The organism is Microbacterium caowuchunii, from assembly GCF_008727755.1.
Lineage (GTDB): Bacteria > Actinomycetota > Actinomycetes > Actinomycetales > Microbacteriaceae > Microbacterium > Microbacterium caowuchunii.
The window spans coordinates 1046854-1065968 of the sequence record NZ_CP044231.1; the positions used below are offsets into that span (position 1 = coordinate 1046854).

The 19115-nt window shown below is 70.9% G+C and carries 19 protein-coding genes and 1 tRNA gene; 17 read left to right on the forward strand and 3 right to left on the reverse strand.

What is annotated here, in order from left to right:
- Window positions 1–95: 95 nt before the first annotated feature.
- Window positions 96–938 carry a 16S rRNA (adenine(1518)-N(6)/adenine(1519)-N(6))-dimethyltransferase RsmA gene (gene rsmA / locus F6J84_RS04935; protein ID WP_150894960.1) on the forward strand — a complete coding sequence of 281 codons (843 nt, stop codon included), beginning with the start codon at window positions 96–98 and terminating at the stop codon, window positions 936–938.
- Window positions 939–1073: 135 nt separating this feature from the next.
- Window positions 1074–1991: a phosphodiesterase gene (locus F6J84_RS04940; RefSeq protein ID WP_150971875.1), complete on the forward strand. Its 918-nt coding sequence runs from the start codon at window positions 1074–1076 to the stop codon at window positions 1989–1991.
- On the opposite strand, the gene F6J84_RS04945 is transcribed toward F6J84_RS04940, so the two are convergent.
- On the reverse strand, window positions 1942–3522 hold the full coding sequence (locus tag F6J84_RS04945; RefSeq protein WP_150971877.1) for a stealth family protein: 1581 nt from the start codon (window positions 3520–3522) through the stop codon (window positions 1942–1944). The genes F6J84_RS04940 and F6J84_RS04945 overlap by 50 nt on opposite strands.
- A gap of 85 nt (window positions 3523–3607) precedes the next feature.
- Between F6J84_RS04945 and F6J84_RS15665 the strand changes: the two genes are divergently transcribed.
- From F6J84_RS15665 to F6J84_RS04985, 9 genes are all read left to right on the forward strand, one after another.
- On the forward strand, window positions 3608–4672 hold the full coding sequence (locus F6J84_RS15665; RefSeq protein WP_275094027.1) for an aldo/keto reductase: 1065 nt from the start codon (window positions 3608–3610) through the stop codon (window positions 4670–4672).
- A gap of 2 nt (window positions 4673–4674) precedes the next feature.
- Complete coding sequence (locus F6J84_RS15670; protein ID WP_238702657.1) at window positions 4675–5601, forward strand: 4-(cytidine 5'-diphospho)-2-C-methyl-D-erythritol kinase; 927 nt, start codon at window positions 4675–4677, stop codon at window positions 5599–5601.
- Between the two features lie 43 nt (window positions 5602–5644).
- Window positions 5645–6958 (forward strand): GNAT family N-acetyltransferase, encoded by a 1314-nt coding sequence (locus F6J84_RS04955; protein ID WP_150971880.1) that lies wholly within the window; start codon window positions 5645–5647, stop codon window positions 6956–6958.
- 120 nt (window positions 6959–7078) lie between these two features.
- The gene (locus F6J84_RS04960; RefSeq protein ID WP_150974684.1) at window positions 7079–7378 is read left to right on the forward strand and encodes a DUF427 domain-containing protein; all 300 of its coding nucleotides are present in this window, start codon (window positions 7079–7081) and stop codon (window positions 7376–7378) included.
- A gap of 19 nt (window positions 7379–7397) precedes the next feature.
- Entirely contained in the window at window positions 7398–8219 is an 822-nt protein-coding gene (locus F6J84_RS04965; protein ID WP_150971882.1) for an ABC transporter ATP-binding protein, read from the forward strand.
- Window position 8220: 1 nt separating this feature from the next.
- Complete coding sequence (locus F6J84_RS04970; RefSeq protein ID WP_150971884.1) at window positions 8221–8907, forward strand: ABC transporter permease; 687 nt, start codon at window positions 8221–8223, stop codon at window positions 8905–8907.
- Window positions 8904–9620 carry an ABC transporter permease gene (locus F6J84_RS04975; RefSeq protein WP_150971886.1) on the forward strand — a complete coding sequence of 239 codons (717 nt, stop codon included), beginning with the start codon at window positions 8904–8906 and terminating at the stop codon, window positions 9618–9620. Before F6J84_RS04970 ends, F6J84_RS04975 begins: the two co-directional genes overlap by 4 nt.
- 38 nt (window positions 9621–9658) lie before the next feature.
- Window positions 9659–10573, forward strand: coding sequence for an ABC transporter substrate-binding protein (locus tag F6J84_RS04980; protein WP_150894939.1), 915 nt, complete (start codon window positions 9659–9661; stop codon window positions 10571–10573).
- Window positions 10574–10661: 88 nt separating this feature from the next.
- A complete protein-coding gene (locus tag F6J84_RS04985; protein ID WP_150971888.1) occupies window positions 10662–12455 on the forward strand; it encodes an ABC-F family ATP-binding cassette domain-containing protein in 1794 nt (597 codons plus the stop codon).
- Window positions 12456–12470: 15 nt separating this feature from the next.
- Here the strand turns inward: F6J84_RS04985 and F6J84_RS04990 are convergent, their stop codons facing one another.
- Both F6J84_RS04990 and F6J84_RS04995 read right to left on the reverse strand, forming a co-directional pair.
- Window positions 12471–13007: a hypothetical protein gene (locus F6J84_RS04990; protein ID WP_150971890.1), complete on the reverse strand. Its 537-nt coding sequence runs from the start codon at window positions 13005–13007 to the stop codon at window positions 12471–12473.
- Complete coding sequence (locus F6J84_RS04995; protein WP_150894933.1) at window positions 13004–13501, reverse strand: MarR family winged helix-turn-helix transcriptional regulator; 498 nt, start codon at window positions 13499–13501, stop codon at window positions 13004–13006. The genes F6J84_RS04990 and F6J84_RS04995 overlap by 4 nt, the downstream gene beginning before the upstream one ends.
- Window positions 13502–13584: 83 nt before the next feature.
- Between F6J84_RS04995 and F6J84_RS05000 the strand changes: the two genes are divergently transcribed.
- The 6 genes from F6J84_RS05000 (at window position 13585) to F6J84_RS05025 (ending at window position 19108) form a co-directional block, all read left to right on the forward strand.
- Window positions 13585–13656 (forward strand) — tRNA-Gln (locus tag F6J84_RS05000).
- A 1-nt stretch (window position 13657) separates the two neighbouring features.
- Window positions 13658–15127: a bifunctional UDP-N-acetylglucosamine diphosphorylase/glucosamine-1-phosphate N-acetyltransferase GlmU gene (glmU, locus tag F6J84_RS05005; RefSeq protein WP_150971892.1), complete on the forward strand. Its 1470-nt coding sequence runs from the start codon at window positions 13658–13660 to the stop codon at window positions 15125–15127.
- Window positions 15102–16136, forward strand: coding sequence for a ribose-phosphate diphosphokinase (locus tag F6J84_RS05010; protein ID WP_150971894.1), 1035 nt, complete (start codon window positions 15102–15104; stop codon window positions 16134–16136). Before glmU ends, F6J84_RS05010 begins: the two co-directional genes overlap by 26 nt.
- A gap of 116 nt (window positions 16137–16252) precedes the next feature.
- Window positions 16253–16684, forward strand: a complete 432-nt coding sequence (locus F6J84_RS05015; RefSeq protein ID WP_150974685.1) for an FMN-binding protein — start codon at window positions 16253–16255, stop codon at window positions 16682–16684.
- Window position 16685: 1 nt separating this feature from the next.
- A complete protein-coding gene (locus tag F6J84_RS05020; RefSeq protein WP_150974686.1) occupies window positions 16686–17543 on the forward strand; it encodes an FAD:protein FMN transferase in 858 nt (285 codons plus the stop codon).
- Window positions 17540–19108, forward strand: a complete 1569-nt coding sequence (locus F6J84_RS05025) for an FAD-dependent oxidoreductase (protein WP_150971896.1) — start codon at window positions 17540–17542, stop codon at window positions 19106–19108. Before F6J84_RS05020 ends, F6J84_RS05025 begins: the two co-directional genes overlap by 4 nt.
- The last annotated feature ends 7 nt before the right edge of the window (window positions 19109–19115 follow it).

The following is a 19115-nucleotide window of genomic DNA, read 5'->3' on the forward strand; positions in this document are numbered from 1 at the left end:
TGGGAACAGAATCGCTTGTGCTCACGGTGCCTCACCCTAGACCCGCTCCGCATGCCGCGGACAGGATTGACCGTCGCGCTCGTTACAGTTAAGGAATGACCGTGCACCTGCTCGGCGCGGCCGAAATCCGCGCGCTCGCCGCCGACCTCGACGTCACCCCCACGAAGAAGCTGGGACAGAACTTCGTCGTCGACGCCAATACGGTACGGAAGATCGTGCAGGTCGCCGGCGTCTCCGCGGGCGAGCACGTCGTGGAGGTGGGCCCGGGACTCGGCTCCCTGACCCTCGCCATCCTGGAGACCGGCGCGAGCGTCGTCGCGGTGGAGATCGATCACCGCCTGGCCGAGCGACTGCCCGCCACGGCGCGGGCACACGGCGTGCGGGACGGGATGCTGCGGGTCATGGACGCGGACGCGCTGCGGGTGAGCGAACTGCCGGGCGACCCGACGGTGCTCGTGGCGAATCTGCCCTACAACGTGTCGGTCCCCGTGCTGCTGCACTTCCTGGAGAACTTCGACCACCTGCAGCGCGGCGTCGTCATGGTGCAGGCCGAGGTGGGGGAGCGGCTGGCCGCCCCGCCCGGATCGAAGGTGTACGGCGCCCCGAGCGTCAAAGCCGCCTGGTACGGCGCCTGGCGCCTGGCCGGGACCGTGTCCCGGCAGGTGTTCTGGCCCGTCCCGAACGTGGACAGCGTCCTCGTGGGGTTCCAGCGGGCGGCGGAGCCCCGCGGCGACGAGCAGGAGCGGCTGCGCACGTTCCGCCTGGTCGACGCCGCCTTCCAGCAGCGCCGCAAGATGCTCCGGCAGGCGCTCTCGGCGGAACTGGGCGGTTCGGCCGCGGCAGCGTCCGCGGTCCTCGAAGCGGCCGGCGTCGACCCGACCGAGCGCGGCGAACAGCTGACGGTGGACGACTTCCAGCGCATCGCACGCGCGTCCTGAGGGTCGTCGGCACACGTTCGTTCCGACACGTTCACATCCCGTTCATCGGGCATTCCCAGGCCGGTACGAAACCCGCCGGTAACATTTTCTCCCGGACGCGCCGACCCGACGAGCGCGAGCGAGGAGTCGCAGCCCATGCGCAGGGGAGAGTATCCCGCCGCCGAAAGAGTGCTTCTTCATCTGAGCGACACGCATCTGCGTGCACCAGGACGAATGCTGTTCGACCGGATGGACGGCGCTCGCATGCTCGGGCGGGCCCTGGACGGGATCGAGGCGAGCGGCATCCTCCCCGACGGCATCGTGTTCACCGGCGATCTGGTGGATCTCGGTGAGCCGGAGGCCTACCGCACCCTGCGCGCCCTCGTCGAGCCGTTCGCGGAGCGTCTGGGCGCTCCCGTGTTCTGGGTCATGGGGAATCACGACGACCGCGGCGCCTTCCGCACCCACCTCCTCGACGACGTCGCCGACCTCAGCCCGATCGACCGGGTGGACGAGCTGGACGGGTTGCGGTTGATCACGCTCGACACCTCGGTCCCCGGTTACCACCACGGCGAGTTGCGACCGGCGCAGCTGGAATGGCTCGCCGCGGAGCTCGCCGCGCCCGCTCCGCTGGGTACCATCCTCGCCATGCACCACCCGCCGGTCCCGAGCGTGCTGCCGCTGGCGGCGAGCGTGGAACTGCGCGATCAGCCGGCGTTGGCTCGCGTGCTGCGCGGCACCGACGTCCGGGCGGTCATCGCGGGGCATCTGCACTACTCGACCTTCGCGACGTTCGCCGGGATCCCCGTCTCGGTCGCCTCCTCCACCTGCTACGCGCAGGACCTCACCGTCCCCGTCGGCGGGACGCGCCCGCAGGACGGTGCGCAGTCCTACAACCTCGTGCACGTCTTCGACGACACCGTCGTGCACTCGGTGGTGGCGGTCGACGCTCCGCGTCCCCTGGAGTACATCGACCCGGCGGAGGCGCAGCGGCGACTCGACCGTGCCGGGATCGCGCAGGAGGTCAGTGCGCGACGGATGCCTCCGACCGCGCCGCTGCCGATCCTGCGCTGACGTCCCGCTCCCACGGAGCGCGCACCGGGAACATCCGCTCGAGGAGCCCCGTCACGACCCGCACGCGCACCTCCTCGGGGACCTCCGCGCCGGTGCCGCCGTCGTTCAGGCAGAACATGTCGACGTCCCGGCGCTCGGAGAGCCGCTCCATCCTGCGCAGGGAGTCGGCCATCGTCGTCTGGTAGTAGCGGGTCCGCGGCGCCGTCGTGGCCACCGCCCGCCCGGTGAACATCGCGTAGTAGTGGTAGAGGCTGTTGGTGACCGAGATGTCGGTCCCCGACCGGAATCGGGATGCCGCGGTACGCGCGAAGTCGGCCGGGAAGGCCTGTTCGAGCTCCGCGGCGACGCTGCGCCGCAGCGGTGTCGCGCAGTGCTCGAGGTCGTGCGTGATGGTGCGGCCGAACCGCTCCGCCAGCAGCGCCCGGTTGACCCGCAGCGCGTTGTCGTGGCCGCTGCGGCGGGGATCGGGTGCTCCCGCACCGATCCGTACGTCGCACTCCACGAACTGACTGAGCCCGGCCGGTGAGAAGAAGAGCTCCGGCTGGACGGGCCGGCCGAAGAACATGTCGTCGTTGGAGTACAGGAAATGCTCGGCGAGACCCGCGATCCGGTGCAGCTGCGCCTCGACGGCGTGCGAATTGTGCGTGGGCAGCGCGGAGGCGTCGGCGAAGAACTCCTCGCTGCGCACGACCGTCACCCGCGGGTCGTCGGCGAGCCAGGCGGGCCGGGGGGAGTCGGTGGCGACGAAGATCCGGCGCACCCAGGGGGCGTACATGTGGACGCTGCGCAGCGCATAGCGGAGCTCGTCGACGTGACGGTACCGCGCCGGGCTGTCATCGCCTTCGCCGACCACGTACCCCGCCATCTGTGCGGCACGCTGGCGCTGGAACTCGGTGGACGAACCGTCGACCCAGGAGAAGACCATGTCGATGTCCTGGGTGAACTCGCCCGGATGCGGTTCGAACATCCCGGTGATGGTGCGCCACCGGCGGCCGTAGCGCTCCACCTCGGTGAACGAGAGGTCGGCGCGGGGCGTCACCCGGCGGGTGAGCGCGTTGCCGTGCGGTGCTTCGACCGTCTCGGCACCCATCCGCCAGAACTCCAGCCGCACGCCGTACGCGCTGCCGTACCGCAGCCCGCCCGGCCCGGTGATGCGCGGGCGGAAGAGTCGCACCGATGCCGGGCCCGCCTGCGGGGCGAGGTCGGGGACGGGCATCGTGGCGACGCCCTTGAGCTTCGCGTAATACGGCTCGGTGGCGCACAGGCGGGTCAGGGCGCGCCAGGCGTCCTCCCGGCGGCCGAGGTCGACGACGAGCGCCGGGGTGCGGTAGCCGTGCCGGATGAGCAGGAAGGGCACGTCGGCCGCCTCCAGCGCGCCGGCGATCTGGAGCAGGTCGGCGAGGCGGGCGTGTTCGGGGGAGACGTCGTCGTGACGGAGGTGGAGCATGCCGTGATCGAGCACGACGTCCTCGCGTGCAAGAAGCGAGGACCACGGATGCGCATCGGGGGGGAGTGCGGACAGAGCGGCCATCTCGTCAGCCTAGGTCACGCGTGTGTCGTGGGGGTTTCCTCCGCGAACGGGGGCGCGCGGGCGGCCGCGTGGATAGGCTGCAGGGGTGAGCGCCCCCCGGTTCCGTCCCGACGTCCCCGAGATCCACCGCCCCTATGCGGCAGCGGCGGATCGCTACAGCCGTTTCGACTACCGTCAGGTGGGCGATTCCGGCCTCTACCTGCCACCGATATCGCTGGGCCTGTGGTGGAATTTCGGCGACAACGTGCCGTTCGACCGTCAGCGCAGCATCCTCCGGCACAGCTTCGATTCGGGCATCACCCACTTCGACCTGGCCAACAACTACGGCCCGCCGCACGGCTCCGCCGAGACGAACTTCGGCCGGATGATGCGCGAGGACTTCGCGCCCTACCGGGACGAACTGGTCATCTCCTCCAAGGCCGGCTGGGACATGTGGCCCGGCCCCCACGGGGATCTCGGCTCGCGCAAGTACATCCTGGCCTCCGCCGAGCAGTCGCTCACCCGGATGAACCTCGACTACGTCGACATCTTCTACTCCCACCGGGTCGATCCGGACACCCCGATCGAAGAGACGATCGGGGCCCTGCACACGCTCGTCGTGCAGGGCAAGGCGCTCTACGTGGGGATCTCGTCGTACAGCGCCGAGCGCACGGTCGTCGCCGCGGCGGTGGCCCGCAGTCTCGGAACGCCGCTGGTCATCCACCAGCCCGCCTACTCGATCCTCAACCGCTGGGTCGAGGACGGTCTCACCGGTGTGCTCCGCCAGGAGCGGATGGGGGCCATCGCCTTCACCCCGCTGGCGCAGGGCCTGCTCACCGACAAATACCTCGAGGACGGGCGCGGGCGGCGCTCGCAGAACCGCTCCTCCCTGCCGGACAAGGCGCTGCCCGAGCAGACGCTCGCCGCCCTCCGCGGTCTCGACGTGATCGCGAAGGAGCGCGGGCAGACGCTCGCCCAGATGGCGCTGCAGTGGGTGCTGCGGGAGCCGACCGTCGCATCGGCGCTCATCGGAGCGTCCAGCACGGACCAGATCGACGAGAACCTGGCGGCGTTGGACGGTCCGGCGTTCGACACGGAAGAACTGACGCGCATCGACGTCCTCGCCGACGGCATCGACGTCGACATCTGGGCGCAGTCCTCGAAGCTGTGAGCATCTCGCAACCGCTCGAGAGCGTGCATGTACGCGCGCCCGGGAAGATCAACGTCTTCCTCGAGGTCGGCCAGCTGGGGGACGACGGCTACCACGACGTCGCCTCGGCGTATCAGGCGGTGTCCGCGTACGAGGACCTCTGGGCGACGCCGTCGGATGAGATCACGATCGCCGTCTCCGGCTCCGTCGACGTGTCCGGCGTCCCCCGGGACGACCGCAACCTCGCGGTGCGGGCGGCACGCATGCTGGCGGCCGAGATCGGCTACCGGGGCGGCGTGCACCTGGACATCGTGAAGGGCGTGCCCGTCGCCGGCGGGATGGGCGGAGGATCCGCGGATGCGGCGGCCGCGCTCGTCGCCTGCGACGCGCTGTGGGGAGCTCAGCTCAGCCACGCCGAACTGCAGGCGCTCGCCGCGCGGCTGGGCGCCGACGTGCCGTTCGCCCTGCTGGGCGGAACAGCCGTGGGCACCGGGCGCGGCGACGAGCTGAGTCCGGCGCTCGCACGCGGGCGCTTCGACTGGGTCATCGTCACGAACGACCACGGGCTCTCCACCCCCGCCTGCTATCGCGCCCTCGACGAGTACCGCGAGCGCCGGGCCGTCGACATCGGCCCGCCGGCACGGACGCCGTCCGTCGACCCGGACGTGCTGCACGCCCTCCGTGCGGGAGACGCCGGCATGCTCGCCGCCGCGGCACGCAACGACCTCCAGGTCGCCGCGTTGCACCTGCGGCCGGATCTCGTCCCGGTCCTCGAGGAGGGGGAGCGCAACGGTGCCCTGACGGGTATCGTGTCGGGATCCGGGCCGACTCTGGCCTTCCTCGCGAAGGACGCGGAGTCGGCGATCGAACTGCAGATCGTGCTGAGCGCGAGCGGTCATGTCGCCCACCACGTGCACGGGCCCGTCCCCGGTGCGCGCGTCGTGGACTGAGCCTGAGTCGCCCGACCCTCGCACGGCGCGGGAAAGGAAGCAGATGGACGACACGCTGATCCGTGCCCACCACGACCTCCCGGTGGATGCGACGTCCGCCGCCCGGGCGGAGGCCGCGGGGCTGCGGCTCGTCCGGCTCGACAACGACGATGCCGACGAGTTCGCCGCCTGGCAGCGGTCCGTCGCGCGGGGATTCTTCGACGGGGAGCCGACCGAGGCGCGCCGCCGTGCCGGGATGGAGTTCCTCGGGTACCGCCGTCTCATCGCGGTGCTGGATCCGGGCGCGCCCGATCCGCAGGAGCCCGTCGCGACGTTCGCGACCTGGGCGGGCGGGCTGAGCGTCCCGGGCGGCGAGGTGCCCTCCTGCGCGATCAGTTCGGTCACCGTCGCCCCCACCCACCGCCGCCGGGGGCTGGCGCGGGCGATGATGGAGGGCGAACTGCGCAGAGCGGTCGAGGCCGGACTGCCGGTCGCCTCGCTCACCGTGAGCGAATCGACGCTGTACGGCCGGTACGGTTTCGGATCCGCCGCATCCGCTGCATCCCTCACCGTCGACACCAAGCGGGCGGGGTGGGCCGGACCCGTCCCGGCCGGACGCGTGGACTTCATCTCCCGGGAGCGCTGGCGCGCCCTGGCCCCCGACGTGTTCGACCGGATCCGGGCCGTACGTCCGGGCGAGTTCGAGATGCCCGGAGGGCACTGGGACCGCTTCGCCGGCACGCGACCGGATGCGGAGAAGCCCGAGCTCCTGCGTGCCGTGCAGTACGCGGACCCGGCGGGCACCGTGCAGGGCCTCGCGCTGTACCGGATCGAGGAGAACGAAGAGGACTTCGCCCGGTCGAGCGTGGAGATCTCGTCCCTGATCGCCGACGGTGACGATGCGTACGCCGCGCTCTGGAGGTTCTTCATGGAGATGGACCTGATCGGTACCGTGCGCATCGCCGAGCAGACCCTCGACGAGCCGTTGCTCTGGATGGTCGCCGACCGGCGTGCCGTGACCGTCACCGTGCGCGATCACCACTACGTCCGGATCCTCGACGTCCCCGCCGCCCTGCAGGGGCGCCGGTACGAGGCCCCGGGCAGGTTCCGGCTCGAGGTCGCCGACCCCATCGGGATAGCCGCGGGGACGTTCGCTCTGGGGGTGGACGCGCAGGGGAACGCGTCCGTTCGGGAGGGGGACGGCGACGGGGAGTCGTTGCCCGTGCGGCTGGGCATCACGGAGCTCTCCGCGCTCTACCTCGGCGAGGTGTCCGCGCTCACCCTCGCCCGTGCCGGCCGCCTCTCGTGCCCGGACCCGGTCGCCCTGGCCCGCACGTTCCGGTGGTCCGCCCCCGCGAATCTGAGCTACTGGTACTGAACACCCGCCTACGCACACCGCCGCCGTTCCACGCAATCCCGGCCCCGAGGTCGGACGGCGCCGGTAGCCTTTCAGGCACCCCGAGACGGTCGGGACGAAGCATGCATGCGGAGGTCCGAAATGAAGGCACGACTGGACGGCGTCGTCGTCGCGGACGCCCCGGACGAAGATCTGGTCCGGATCGAGGGCAACTGGTACTTCCCGCCCTCGTCGATCGTGGACGGTGCGCTGAACGAGAGCCCCACGCCCTACACCTGTCCGTGGAAGGGCGAATGCCAGTACTACAACGTGGTGGTGGACGGCCGGGAGTCCGCCGACCTCGCGTGGGCGTATCCGCACCCGTTCCCCTCCGCGATCGATCGCGTCGGCGCGGACTTCTCCGGCTACGTCGCGTTCGCCCCGGGCGTCCAGGTCTCGTGACCCGACGGACGGGACGCCGATGATCGAATTCCGGGGCGTCAGCAAGGAGTTCCCCGGAGGGACGCAGGCGGTGCGCGACTTCGATCTCGTCGTCCCCTCCCGCAAGACCACCGTCCTGGTGGGATCGTCCGGATGCGGCAAGACCACGCTGCTGAGGATGATCAACCGGATGGTGGAGCCCACCGCGGGGACGATCGAGATCGACGGCGAGGACGTGTCCGCCGGATCTCCGGTGCACCTGCGTCGCCGCATCGGCTACGTGATGCAGAACTCGGGGCTCCTGCCCCACTTCACCGTCGCCGACAACATCGCGACGGTGCCCGTCCTGAACGGGACGTCACGCCGCGACGCACGGCGCCGCGCACTGGAACTCATGGAGGTCGTCGGGCTGGACCGGACGATGGCCGACCGGTATCCCGCCCAGCTCTCCGGCGGGCAGCAGCAGCGCGTCGGAGTAGCGCGAGGGCTCGCCGCGGACCCCAACATCCTCCTCATGGACGAGCCGTTCGGTGCGGTCGATCCGATCGTCCGGGCGGAGCTGCAGGAGGAACTCATCCGTCTGCAGCGCGAACTCGACAAGACGATCGTGTTCGTCACGCACGATGTGGACGAGGCGTTCCTGCTGGGCGATCAGGTCGTGATCCTGGCCGCGGGCGCGCGGAAGCTCCAGGTGGGCACGCCGAGCGAGATCACTGAGAACCCGGCGGACGACTTCGTCGCCGCCTTCATCGGCACCGACCGGGGCAAACGTGCCCTGCGTATCAAACAGACCCCGAACGGTCCGGTCCTGGTGGACGGGGAGGGCCGTACGCAGGGGGCGCTGGTCGAGGACGGGGCATGAGGTGACCTGGGTCCTCGCGAACCTCGATCTGATCGCGCAGCTGATGGGGGAGCACCTGCGCCAGAGCGTGATCGCCGTCCTCCTCGGTCTGGTCCTGTCCATCCCGCTCGGCTGGGTGGCGTGGCGCTACCGGCTCCTGCGCGGCTGGGTCATCACCGTCACCGGGCTGCTCTACACGATCCCCTCCCTGGCGCTGCTCATCCTGCTGCCGACCGCGCTCGGCTACCGCATCCCGACCGAGTTCAACCTCGTCGTCGGGCTGACGATCTACGCCGTCGCGATCATGACCCGCGCGGTCACCGACGGACTGGACTCGGTGGATCCCGACCTCCGGCAGGCGGCGACCGCGCTCGGTTACGGCGGCCTGCGGCGCTTCTTCGCCGTCGACCTGCCGCTGTCCGGCCCGGTGATCCTGGCGGGCCTGCGGGTCACCTCGGTCAGCACGATCTCCCTCGCCACCGTCGGCATCCTGGTCGGCGTGACGAATCTCGGCTACCTGTTCACCAACGGGCTGCAGCGCCGGATCATCGAGGAGGTCCTCGCCGGGATCGTCGCCGTCGTCGTCCTCGCCCTGATCATCGACGTCCTGCTCGTGATCGCCGGACGCCTGCTGATGCCCTGGACGCGGCGGGTGCGCGCGAAGCGACCGGCACGGGTCGCCCCCGCGGCGTCGGAGGTCGCCGCATGAACGTGTTCTGGGACGCCCTGGCATGGCTCGTGTCGCCCGAGCAGTACACCGGCAACGCCGCCCTGCAGATCCTGCTCGCCCAGCAGCTCGCGTACACCGCCGTCGCCGTCGTCATCGCCGCGCTCATCGCGGTGCCGTTGGGCTGGTACATCGGCCACACCGGGCGCGGCCGCGAGATCGCGGTCGCCGTCTCCGGGGCTGCCCGCGCGGTGCCGTCCTTCGGTCTTCTCGTCCTCCTGGTGCTCCTGTTCGGTGTGCTGCACAAGCCCGAGGCCGCCGTGGTGACCTTCGTCATCCTCGGCATCCCGTCCCTCCTCGCCGGCGCCTACACGGGCCTCGAGGCCATCGACCGCCGGGTCATCGATGCGGCGCGGGCCATGGGGATGACCGAATGGCAGATCCTCTGGCGTGTCGAGGTTCCGCTCGGGCTGCCGTTGCTCGTCGGAGGGCTGCGCGCGGCCGTCCTGCAGGTCGTCGCCACCGTCACGATCGCCGCCTACGTCGGTCTCGGCGGGCTCGGGCTGCCGATCATCCAGGGCATCCCGCTGCGCCGCATCGACCAGGTCCTCGGCGGAGCCATCGCGGTGGCACTGCTCGCCTTCCTGCTGGACGCCCTCTTCGGGATGCTCCAGCGCGCCGCCGTCCCGCACGGGGTACGTGCGGCCGCGGCCCCGTCCACCGCCCGCCGCCGCCCGTTGGCGGCCGCCGCATGAACCGCCTCCGTCTTTCCCGTCCATCTGAGAGGAACACCATGTCCACAGCATTCCGTCGTCGCGCCGCCCTCACCGCGGCCGCGACCGCAACCGCCGCGCTCCTGCTGGCCGGATGCGCATCGAACAATCCGCTCGAGGAGGGCGGCTCCGCCGAGGCGCCCGAGGCCGGCACCATCGTCGTCGGGTCGCAGGACTACTACTCGAACGAGATCATCGCCGAGATCTACGCCCAGGCCCTCGAGGACGCCGGCTTCACCGTGGAGCGTCAGTTCACGATCGGGCAGCGCGACGCGTACATGCCCGAGCTCGAGAGCGGCGCGATCACCCTCTTCCCGGAGTACACCGGCAACCTGCTGCAGTACTTCGACGAGGACACCACCGCACGTTCGTCGGACGAGGTCTACGAGGCGCTCCAGGATGCGCTGCCCGAGGGGCTGACGGTGCTCGACCAGGCCACCGCCAGCGACCAGGACTCGTACACGGTGACCGCGGACTTCGCCGACGAGTACCAGCTGACATCGATCGCCGATCTCGCGGAGGTCACCGTGCCCCTCACCCTCGGCGGACCGCCCGAGCTCGAGGAGCGCCCCTACGGCCCGTCGGGGCTGAAGGACACCTACGGAGTGGACGTCGCCTTCCAGGCGACCGGGACCACGACCGTGGAGGATCTCGTCGCCGGCACCGTGAACGTCGCGAACGTGTTCACGGCGGATCCGCGCATCCAGACGGAGGATCTGGTGGTCCTCGAGGACCCGGAGGCGCTCTTCCTCGCGTCGAACGTCGTGCCCGTGGTCAACGCGGACGTCGCCGACGAGATCGCCGACGTGATCAACGCGGTGAGCGCCAAGCTCACGCCGGAGGCGCTCGTGGCCCTGAACGTGCAGAGCACGGTGGACAAGGAGCAGCCGAAGGCGATCGCCGAGAAGTGGCTGGCCGACAACGGTCTGAGCTGACCTGAAGGAGAGGACCACCTCGCCGTCGCGACGTGGTCCTCTCCTTCGCCGTCTGACGCGGTGTGCGGGCTCCCGTAGCCTGGAGGGGATGGCACATCTTCTCGGGGCCGAGGCCCTGCACCTGGAATACCCGACCCGCGTGGTTTTCGACTCCGTCTCGCTGGGGGTCAACGAGGGCGACCGCATCGGCATCGTCGGACGAAACGGCGACGGCAAGTCGAGCCTCATGGCGATGCTCGCCGGGCGCCGCGAACCCAACAGCGGACGGGTCACGACCCGCGGCGGCGTCCAGATCGGGGTGCTCGATCAGGCGGACACGCTCGACGACGACGACACCGTCGGGCATGCCATCGTCGGAGACGCCCTGGAGCACGAATGGGCCGGGCAGGCCCGCGTCCGTGACGTGATCTCCGGTCTCGTGGGCGACCTCCCCTGGGATGCGCGTCTGGGCACCCTCTCCGGCGGTCAGCGGCGCCGGGTCGCGCTCGCGCGTCTGCTCGCGGGGGACTGGGACGTGATCGCGCTCGACGAGCCCACCAACCACCTCGACGTGGAGGGCATCGCCTGGCTCGCCGAACACCTGAAGCGCCGTTGGTCCGCCAACTCCGGCGGACTGCTCGTGGTCACCCACGACCGCTGGTTCCTGGACGAGGTGTGCACCGTCACCTGGGAGGTGCACGACCGGATCGTCGAGCCGTTCGACGGCGGATACGCGGCGTACATCCTGCAGCGCGTCGAGCGTGACCGGCAGTCCGCGGCGATCGAGGCGCGCCGCCAGAACCTCGCCCGCAAGGAACTCGCCTGGCTGAGGCGCGGCGCACCCGCGCGCACCAGCAAGCCGAAGTTCCGCATCGACGCCGCGAACGCCCTCATCGCGGACGTCCCGGAGATCCGCGACCCCGTGTCGTTGCAGTCGCTGGCGGTGTCCCGCCTGGGCAAGGACGTCGTCGACCTGCTCGACGTGTCGGTGTCCTACGGTGACCGCGAGGTGCTGCGGGACGTGGAGTGGCGGATCGCGCCGGGCGAGCGCACCGGCATCCTCGGCGTCAACGGCGCGGGGAAATCGACCTTGCTCGGACTCGTCGCGGGAACGGTCGAAGCGACCGCAGGGCGCGTCAAGCGCGGGAAGACCGTCAAGGTCGCCACGCTGTCGCAGCAGATGGACGAGCTCGACGAGCACATGGACAAGCCGGTCCGCGTCGTGATCTCGGAGCTGCGCACCAGCTACACGATCGGTTCCGGATCGAAGGCGCAGGACCTCACGCCCGGCCAGTTGCTGGAACGGATGGGGTTCTCCTCCACGCAGCTGTCGACGCCCGTGCGGGACCTCTCCGGGGGCCAGAAGCGCCGGTTGCAGCTGCTGCTGATCCTCCTCGACCAGCCCAACGTGCTGATCCTCGATGAGCCGACCAACGACCTGGACACCGACATGCTGGCGGCCATCGAGGATCTGCTCGACTCGTGGGCGGGGACGCTCATCGTGGTCTCGCACGACCGGTACTTCCTCGAGCGCGTGACCGACCAGCAGTACGCGATCCTCGACGGCCGCCTGCGACACCTTCCCGGCGGCGTGGAGGAGTATCTCCGGCTGCGCCGTGATCAGCCGCGCGCGGCCGCCGTCCGCGAGAGCGCGGCGGATGCTGCCGGCACCGCTACCCTCGGCGGGGCGGAGCTGCGGGCCGCGCAGAAGGAGATCTCCGCGATCGAGCGGCGTCTGGCGAAGCTCGCGGATCAGATCCGCAGCCGCCGTGACGCGCTCGCCGACCGCGACCAGTCCGACTACACCGGGCTCGCGGACGAGATGGCAGCGATCGGCCAGCTGGAACGGGAGAGCGAAGAGCTCGAGGAGCGCTGGTTGGAGCTCGGCGAGCAGATCGGCTGAGCAGCAGCGCCGCGCTCAGTGCAGGAGGAGCTCGAGGATGACGACCAGCAATCCCAGCATCGCCGTGCCGATCGCCCCGAGCAGCCGGAGCCAGACGGGCGCCCCGGTGCGGGTGTAGGCCGAGAGGCCGAGCAGGAACAGCATGACGAAGGTGGTGTTCGTCGCGATGTCCGACAGCTCGTCCGTGTCGTGCACGGTGAAGGACGCCATGACCATCGCCAGAGTCGTCGGCACCCCGGAGTAGAGCATGCCCAGCGAATGCCGGAAGGCGCTCGCCGTCGCCGGCCCCAGCCGGTGGGTGCCGTGGTCGGACAGGGTGTGCGCGAACACGTGCGCGAGGTAGAAGACGATCAGTGACGCGACCGACGTGATCAGGAGATCCGATACCGAGCCGTGCTCGGCGGCGATGTTGATCAGGCTCGTGTAGACGATGAGGCCGTAGACGGCCACAGGGGTCCGGAACCGGAGATCGAACCAGCGGTGCCACGCGGCCTGGCGCGGCGTCGTCTCCGGCACGTCGTCCCCGGCGGTACCGGCCTGCACATCGCTCATTGGTCGAACCCCAGGGATAGTTTGCGAAGCAGAGCCGCCAGACGTTCGCGGTCGCTGCGGGAGATGCGCTGGAGGAGCACCGCTTCCGCATCCACCAGCCGCGTGATGGCGGCGTCGACCCGCGTGCGGCCCTCCTCCGTCAGGATGACGAGGATGCTGCGGCCGTCGCCGGGGTCCGCCTCCCGGCGCACGAGACGCCGGCCGACGAGCCGGTCGATGCGGTTGGTCATCGTCCCGCTGGACACCAGCGTCTGCTGGAGCAGTTGTTTCGGACTCAGCTGGAAGGGTTCACCGGAGCGGCGGAGGGCGGACAGCACATCCCATTCCCACGGCTCCAGGTCGCTGCGCCGGAAGGCGTCGCGCCGCGCACGGTCCAGGTGCCGGGAGAGCCGGTCCACGCGGGACAGCACCTCGAGGGGGGAGAAATCCAGGTCGGGCCGCTGGGTCATCCACGAGCCGACGATCCGGTCGACTTCGTCGGACTCATGCGCCATGGTCTCATTATCGAGGTCCGCGCGCGCCGGTGCGAGCCACGAGGGGATGGCAGACTGGAAGAGGTCGCCCTCGGAGGCGATGGTCCGCCGTGGTGTAATGGCAGCACGACAGCCTTTGGAGCTGTTAGGTCTAGGTTCGAATCCTGGCGGCGGAGCATGTCAGAAGCGAACACCCCTCCGCTCGCCGTCATCGTCCTCGCCGCGGGGCAGGGGACGCGGATGCGTTCCCGGTTGCCCAAGGTGCTGCACGTGATCGGCGGACGTCCGCTCATCGGTCACGTTCTGAACACCGCCGCGGCGTTGTCCCCGGCCGGGATCGCGGTGGTGGTCCGCCACGAGCGGGACACCGTCGCGCGCACGGTCGGTGAGCTCTCCCCGGACGCCGTGGTGGTCGACCAGGACGAGGTGCCGGGCACCGGGCGGGCGGTCGAGCTCGGTCTCGCCGGCCTCGGCGACTTCTCCGGCGACGTGCTCGTGCTGAGCGCCGATGTGCCGCTGCTCGAGCCGGAAACCCTCACCGGCCTCGTCCGCACGCACCGGGAGCGCTCCGCATCCGTCACCCTGCTGAGCGCCGTGCTGCCGGATCCGACCGGATACGGCCGGGTCCTCCGCGACGCCTCCGGCGACGTGGAGCGGATCGTGGAGCAGAAGGACGCGACCGACCACGAAGCGGAGGTCTCGGAGATCAACGCCGGCGTGTACGTCTTCCGCGCCGAGACCCTCCGCCGCCACCTCCCGGCCGTCAGCCAGGACAACGCGCAGGGTGAGAAGTACCTCACGGACGTGATCGGCCTCGCCCGGCGTGCGGGGGAGCGCATCGCCGTGTGCATCGCCCCCGATCCGGCCACCGCCCTCGGCGTGAACGACCGGGTGCAGCTGGCCGAGGCCGCCCGCCTGCTCAACGCCCGCACGGTGCGTCGCTGGCAGGTCGCGGGCGTGAGCGTGCTCGATCCGGCGGCGACCTGGATCGACGTCGACGCGACGCTCGAGCCCGACGTCACGGTGCTGCCGGGCAGCTACATCCTGGGAACGACCACGATCGCCGCCGGCGCGACCATCGGCCCGGACACGAGCCTGCAGGACTGCGAGGTCGGGGCGGATGCCGTCGTCCGCCGCACGGACGCCACCCTCGCCGTCATCGGGGCGAACGCCAGCGTCGGACCGTTCTCCTACCTGCGGGCGGGGACCGTCCTCGCCGAGGGAGGGAAGATCGGCACGTTCGTGGAGACCAAGAACTCCACGATCGGGGCGGGGAGCAAGGTGCCGCACCTGTCCTACGTCGGTGACACGACGATCGGTCGCGGGGTGAACCTGGGCGCCGGGGCGATCACCGCGAACTACGACGACATCGCCAAGCACCGCACCGAGATCGGCGACGAGGTGCACACGGGCTCGCATAACGTGTTCGTCGCGCCGGTTAGGATTGGAGACGGCGCGAAAACCGGTGCCGGTGCGGTCGTCCGCAAGGATGTCCCGGCCGGGGCCCTGGCTTTGAGCGTCGCCCCTCAGCGCAACGTCGAGGGGTGGGTCGAGAACAACAGACCGGGCACCCCCGCGGCGGATGCGGCGAAACGGGCCCGGTCGGCACAGGAATCGGGCGATGGCACGCAAAGACAAGACGGTTGATCTCGATCGCGAACGCGGTATCGCGCCCGGCCTGGTGACGAAGACGAAGAAGCGTCTCGTCATCGCGTCGGGCCGCTCACACCCCGCGCTCGCGAAGGATGTGGCAGCGGCCCTCGGGACCGAGCAGGTGCCCACGGAATACCGGACCTTCGCCTCTGGCGAGATCCTGACCCGATTCGAGGTGTCGATCCGCGGATGCGACATCTTCCTCATCCAGTCCTTCGGCCCCCCGGTGAACGAGTGGCTGATGGAGCTGCTCATCATGCTGGATGCCGCCAAGCGCGCGTCCGCGAAGCGCATCACGGTCGTCGCGCCCTACTACCCCTATTCCCGTCAGGACAAGAAGGGCCGCGGGCGCGAGCCCATCAGTGCCCGTCTGGTCGCGGACCTGCTGCGGACGGCCGGTGCCGACCGCGTCATGAGCGTCGACCTGCACGCCGCCCAGATCCAGGGCTTCTTCGACGGCCCGGTCGACCACCTGTTCGCCAAACCCGTGCTGCTGGAGTACTTCCAGCGCACCCTGAGCCCCGAGGACCGGGCGAAGCTGACGGTCGTCTCGCCGGACACCGGCCGTGTGCGCGTGGCGGACACCTGGTCGGACAGCCTGGGCGCGCCGCTGGCGATCATCCACAAGCGTCGCGACCCGAACGTCGCCAACCAGGTGACGGTCAACGAGATCGTCGGTTCCGTGGAAGGGCGGGTGTGCCTGCTGGTCGACGACATGATCGACACCGGCGGCACGATCGTCAAGGCGGCCCAGGCGCTGAAGGCCAGTGGTGCCGAGCGCGTGATCGTCGCGGCGACCCACGCGGTGTTCAGTCACCCCGCCGTCTCCCGGCTCCAGGATGCCGCGATCGACGAGGTCGTCGTCACCGACACCATCCCGATCGGCGAGGAGAAGCGCTTCCCCGGTCTCACCGTCCTTCCGATCGCCCCGCTTCTCGCCCGTGCCATCCGCGAGGTGTTCCAGGATGGTTCGGTCACCAGCATGTTCAACGGCGCGGCCTGAGCTTCTCCGAGCATCCGCATAGGCGCAGCGGTCACGATGGTCCATGTGCACGCATGAAGCGTGGACCCCGTGACCGCCGCCGGCGGGCCCGATACGCCGCATCCTGGAGGACCGTGATGATCCGAGACCATGCCGTACCCCGTCCCGTCCGCTCGGCGCTGGCGCTCTTCGGCGTCGCCGGGGCGGTCAGCCTGGCCGGGTGCGCCACGGCGGATGCGGGAGGGGCCGGGGCCGCCTCGGACACGTCGGCGGGATACGCCGACGGCACGTACAGTGCGTCGGGCGCGTATCAGACGCCGGAGTCCGTGGAATCGGTGGAGGTCACCGTCACCCTCGAGGACGACGTGATCACGGCGGTCGAGGTCGTCGGCGATCCGCAGGCGCGGGAATCCCAGCGGTACCAGTCGCAGTTCATCGGCGGGATCGCCGATGAGGTGGTGGGCAAGCGGATCGACGAGATCTCGGTCAGCCGCGTCGCCGGTTCGTCCCTCACGAGCGGCGGGTTCAACAAGGCGATCGAGCAGATCAAGGGTGAGGCAGCGGCCTGACATGGCGGCGCTCTGGCGGTTCGATGCGATCGGCACCCGCTGGGAGATCGAGACCGATGAGCCGCTCGGTGCGGGGGCGCGCGCCCGGGTCGAGGCTCTCATCCGCGACTTCGACGCGACCTGGTCGCGATTCCGCCCCGACTCGCTCGTGAGCGTCCTCGCGGCATCCGGCGGGCGGATCCCCCTCCCGGCGGATGCCGCCGCGATGCTCGACGTGTACCGCGAGCTCTCGGACGCGACCGGCGGCGCCGTCAACCCGCTGGTCGGCGATGCGCTCGCCCGGCGCGGCTACGACCCCGAGTACTCGCTGGTCGACGGGGGCGCCGTGATCTCGCCTCCGGACTGGACCGCGGAGCTGACCTGGGACAGCGCGGAGCTGCACCTGCGCGCCGCGGCGACGGTCGATGTCGGCGCGGTGGGCAAGGGGCGCCTGGTCGACCTGGTGCTGGCGTGCATCCTGCCGGACGCCTCGGGGACCGTCGTCGTCGACGCGGGCGGCGACCTCGCGGTCCACGGGGGTCCGGTGCGGGTGGGCCTCGAGCATCCGTACGACCCGAGTCGGGCGATCGGCGTGATGGAGGTGGAGGACGCGGCGCTGTGCGCCTCGGCGACGAACCGCCGCGCCTGGGGCGACGGCCTGCACCACGTGCTGGATGCCCGTACCGGCGAGCCGGTACGGCGGATCGCGGCCACCTGGGCGCTGGCGGCCGACGCCCTGCACGCGGACGCCGCGGCGACCGCGTTGTTCTTCGAGGGCGGTCCGGAGCTGGCTGCGCGCTGGGGCGTCGAGTGGGTGCGGATGGCGACCGACGGGCGCGCGGAGTGGTCGCCCGCCGCGCGGGCGGAGGTCTTCCGATGAGGGCGTCGTTCGTCTCCGGATGGAACCGGGTCACGGCGGTCCTCGGGCGGCTCTCCATGTACCGGCTCGTGCTGCTCGCTCTCGCGGTGCTCGCGGTGGTGGCGCTGCTCCTGTCCTTCTTCGGCCTGGTGGTCCCGGCGCCGGCGGAGCTGGTCACGACGGCGGTGGTGCTGGTGGCCGTGTCGGCGGGCGCGGACGCCGCCGCGCAGCGACTGCTGCGCCTTCCGCTCCGGCTCGAGTCCTCACTCGTCACCGCGGGGATCCTGCTGTTCGTCCTGCGCCCGACCCTGGAGCCGATGGGTCTGGTCGGCGTCGCGGTCGCAGCCCTCGCCGCATCCGTGTCGAAGTACCTCCTGGTGTGGCGCGGACGGCACATCTTCAACCCGGCCGCGGTGGGCGCCACCGTGGTCACCGTGGTCGCGGCGCTCCTCCCGCTGGATTCCGGGATCGGCGGAGCGGCGTGGTGGGTGGGCACGCCGGTGTTGTTCGGTCCGGTGCTGCTGTGCGGACTCGCGGTGCTGTGGCGGACGGAGAAGGTCCGCGTGGCCGGGGTGTTCCTGCTCGTCGCCGTGGCGGTCAACCTCATCCGGGTCGTGGTGCAGTACCAGGAGTCGGGCTTCGAACTGGACTTCCCGATGGTGGCGGGCCAGGTGCTCACCTCGTCGCCGTTCCTGTTCCTCGGCGCCTTCATGCTGTCCGAGCCCCTCACGCTGCCCCCGCGGCGCCGCCAGCAGCTCGTGGTCGCCGTGCTCGTCGGGCTCCTGGCCGGGTGGCCGATCCCGCTCGGCGCCGTGACGCTCGGGCAGGAGCGGGCGCTGCTGATCGGCAATCTGGTGGCGTTCGCCTTCTGCGTCCGCGCCGCGGTGCGGCTGCGCCTCACCGCCCGCGTCGTCCCCGCCCCCACGGTGCGGGAGCTCGTCCTGCACGCGGAGCGCCCGCTGGCGTTCGTCCCGGGGCAGTACCTGGAGCTGGACGTCCCGCACCGACGGCCGGACGCGCGGGGGACGCGGCGCCCGTTCAGCATCCTGTCCGCTCCCGAGGACCTGCCGGTCGTGCGTGTCGCGTACCGCGACGGCACCGGCCCGCAGAGCACCTACAAGCGGGCGCTGGCAGAGGTCGCCCCCGGACAGGAGCTCGCGGTGACCGGCGTCTGGGGCGACTTCGTCCTCCCGGCCGACCGCGCGCAGCCCCTCCTCATGGTCGCCGCGGGGATCGGCGTCACGCCGTTCGTCTCGCAGTTGCGGCACCTGACCGCGGCGGGGGAGCGACGCGACGTGGTGCTGGTGCTCGTGGCTTCGGATGCGGCGCAGCTCGTGTTCCGCGATGAGATCGCCGCCTCCGGTGTCCCGGTCGTCGTCTTCACCCCGGACCCGCCCGACCCGCTGCCCGAGGGGTGGAGGTGGGCGGGGGGCGCGCGCATCGACGCGGCGGGGCTCGAGCGCGCCGTGCCGGATCTGCGGACGCGGCACGCCTACATCTCCGGCCCGCCCGGACTCATCGCGGATCTGGCGCCCGCGCTGCGGTCGGCGCGCGCGGTCACCACGGACGCGTTCGCCGGGTACTGAGCCGCAT

Bases quoted from the DNA above. Each gene is read 5' to 3' on its own strand.
- F6J84_RS04965 (WP_150971882.1), top strand. From the start codon at position 7,398: ATGATCGAATTCCGGGGCGTCAGCAAGGAGTTCCCCGGAGGGACGCAG.
- rsmA (WP_150894960.1), top strand. From the start codon at position 96: ATGACCGTGCACCTGCTCGGCGCGGCCGAAATCCGCGCGCTCGCCGCC.
- F6J84_RS05020 (WP_150974686.1), top strand. From the start codon at position 16,686: ATGGCGGCGCTCTGGCGGTTCGATGCGATCGGCACCCGCTGGGAGATC.
- F6J84_RS04995 (WP_150894933.1), bottom strand. From the start codon at position 13,501: ATGGCGCATGAGTCCGACGAAGTCGACCGGATCGTCGGCTCGTGGATG.
- F6J84_RS04990 (WP_150971890.1), bottom strand. From the start codon at position 13,007: ATGAGCGATGTGCAGGCCGGTACCGCCGGGGACGACGTGCCGGAGACG.
- F6J84_RS04975 (WP_150971886.1), top strand. From the start codon at position 8,904: ATGAACGTGTTCTGGGACGCCCTGGCATGGCTCGTGTCGCCCGAGCAG.
- F6J84_RS04980 (WP_150894939.1), top strand. From the start codon at position 9,659: ATGTCCACAGCATTCCGTCGTCGCGCCGCCCTCACCGCGGCCGCGACC.
- F6J84_RS04985 (WP_150971888.1), top strand. From the start codon at position 10,662: ATGGCACATCTTCTCGGGGCCGAGGCCCTGCACCTGGAATACCCGACC.
- F6J84_RS04960 (WP_150974684.1), top strand. From the start codon at position 7,079: ATGAAGGCACGACTGGACGGCGTCGTCGTCGCGGACGCCCCGGACGAA.
- F6J84_RS05010 (WP_150971894.1), top strand. From the start codon at position 15,102: ATGGCACGCAAAGACAAGACGGTTGATCTCGATCGCGAACGCGGTATC.
- F6J84_RS05015 (WP_150974685.1), top strand. From the start codon at position 16,253: ATGATCCGAGACCATGCCGTACCCCGTCCCGTCCGCTCGGCGCTGGCG.
- F6J84_RS04940 (WP_150971875.1), top strand. From the start codon at position 1,074: ATGCGCAGGGGAGAGTATCCCGCCGCCGAAAGAGTGCTTCTTCATCTG.
- F6J84_RS05025 (WP_150971896.1), top strand. From the start codon at position 17,540: ATGAGGGCGTCGTTCGTCTCCGGATGGAACCGGGTCACGGCGGTCCTC.
- F6J84_RS04955 (WP_150971880.1), top strand. From the start codon at position 5,645: ATGGACGACACGCTGATCCGTGCCCACCACGACCTCCCGGTGGATGCG.
- F6J84_RS04945 (WP_150971877.1), bottom strand. From the start codon at position 3,522: ATGGCCGCTCTGTCCGCACTCCCCCCCGATGCGCATCCGTGGTCCTCG.
- glmU (WP_150971892.1), top strand. From the start codon at position 13,658: ATGTCAGAAGCGAACACCCCTCCGCTCGCCGTCATCGTCCTCGCCGCG.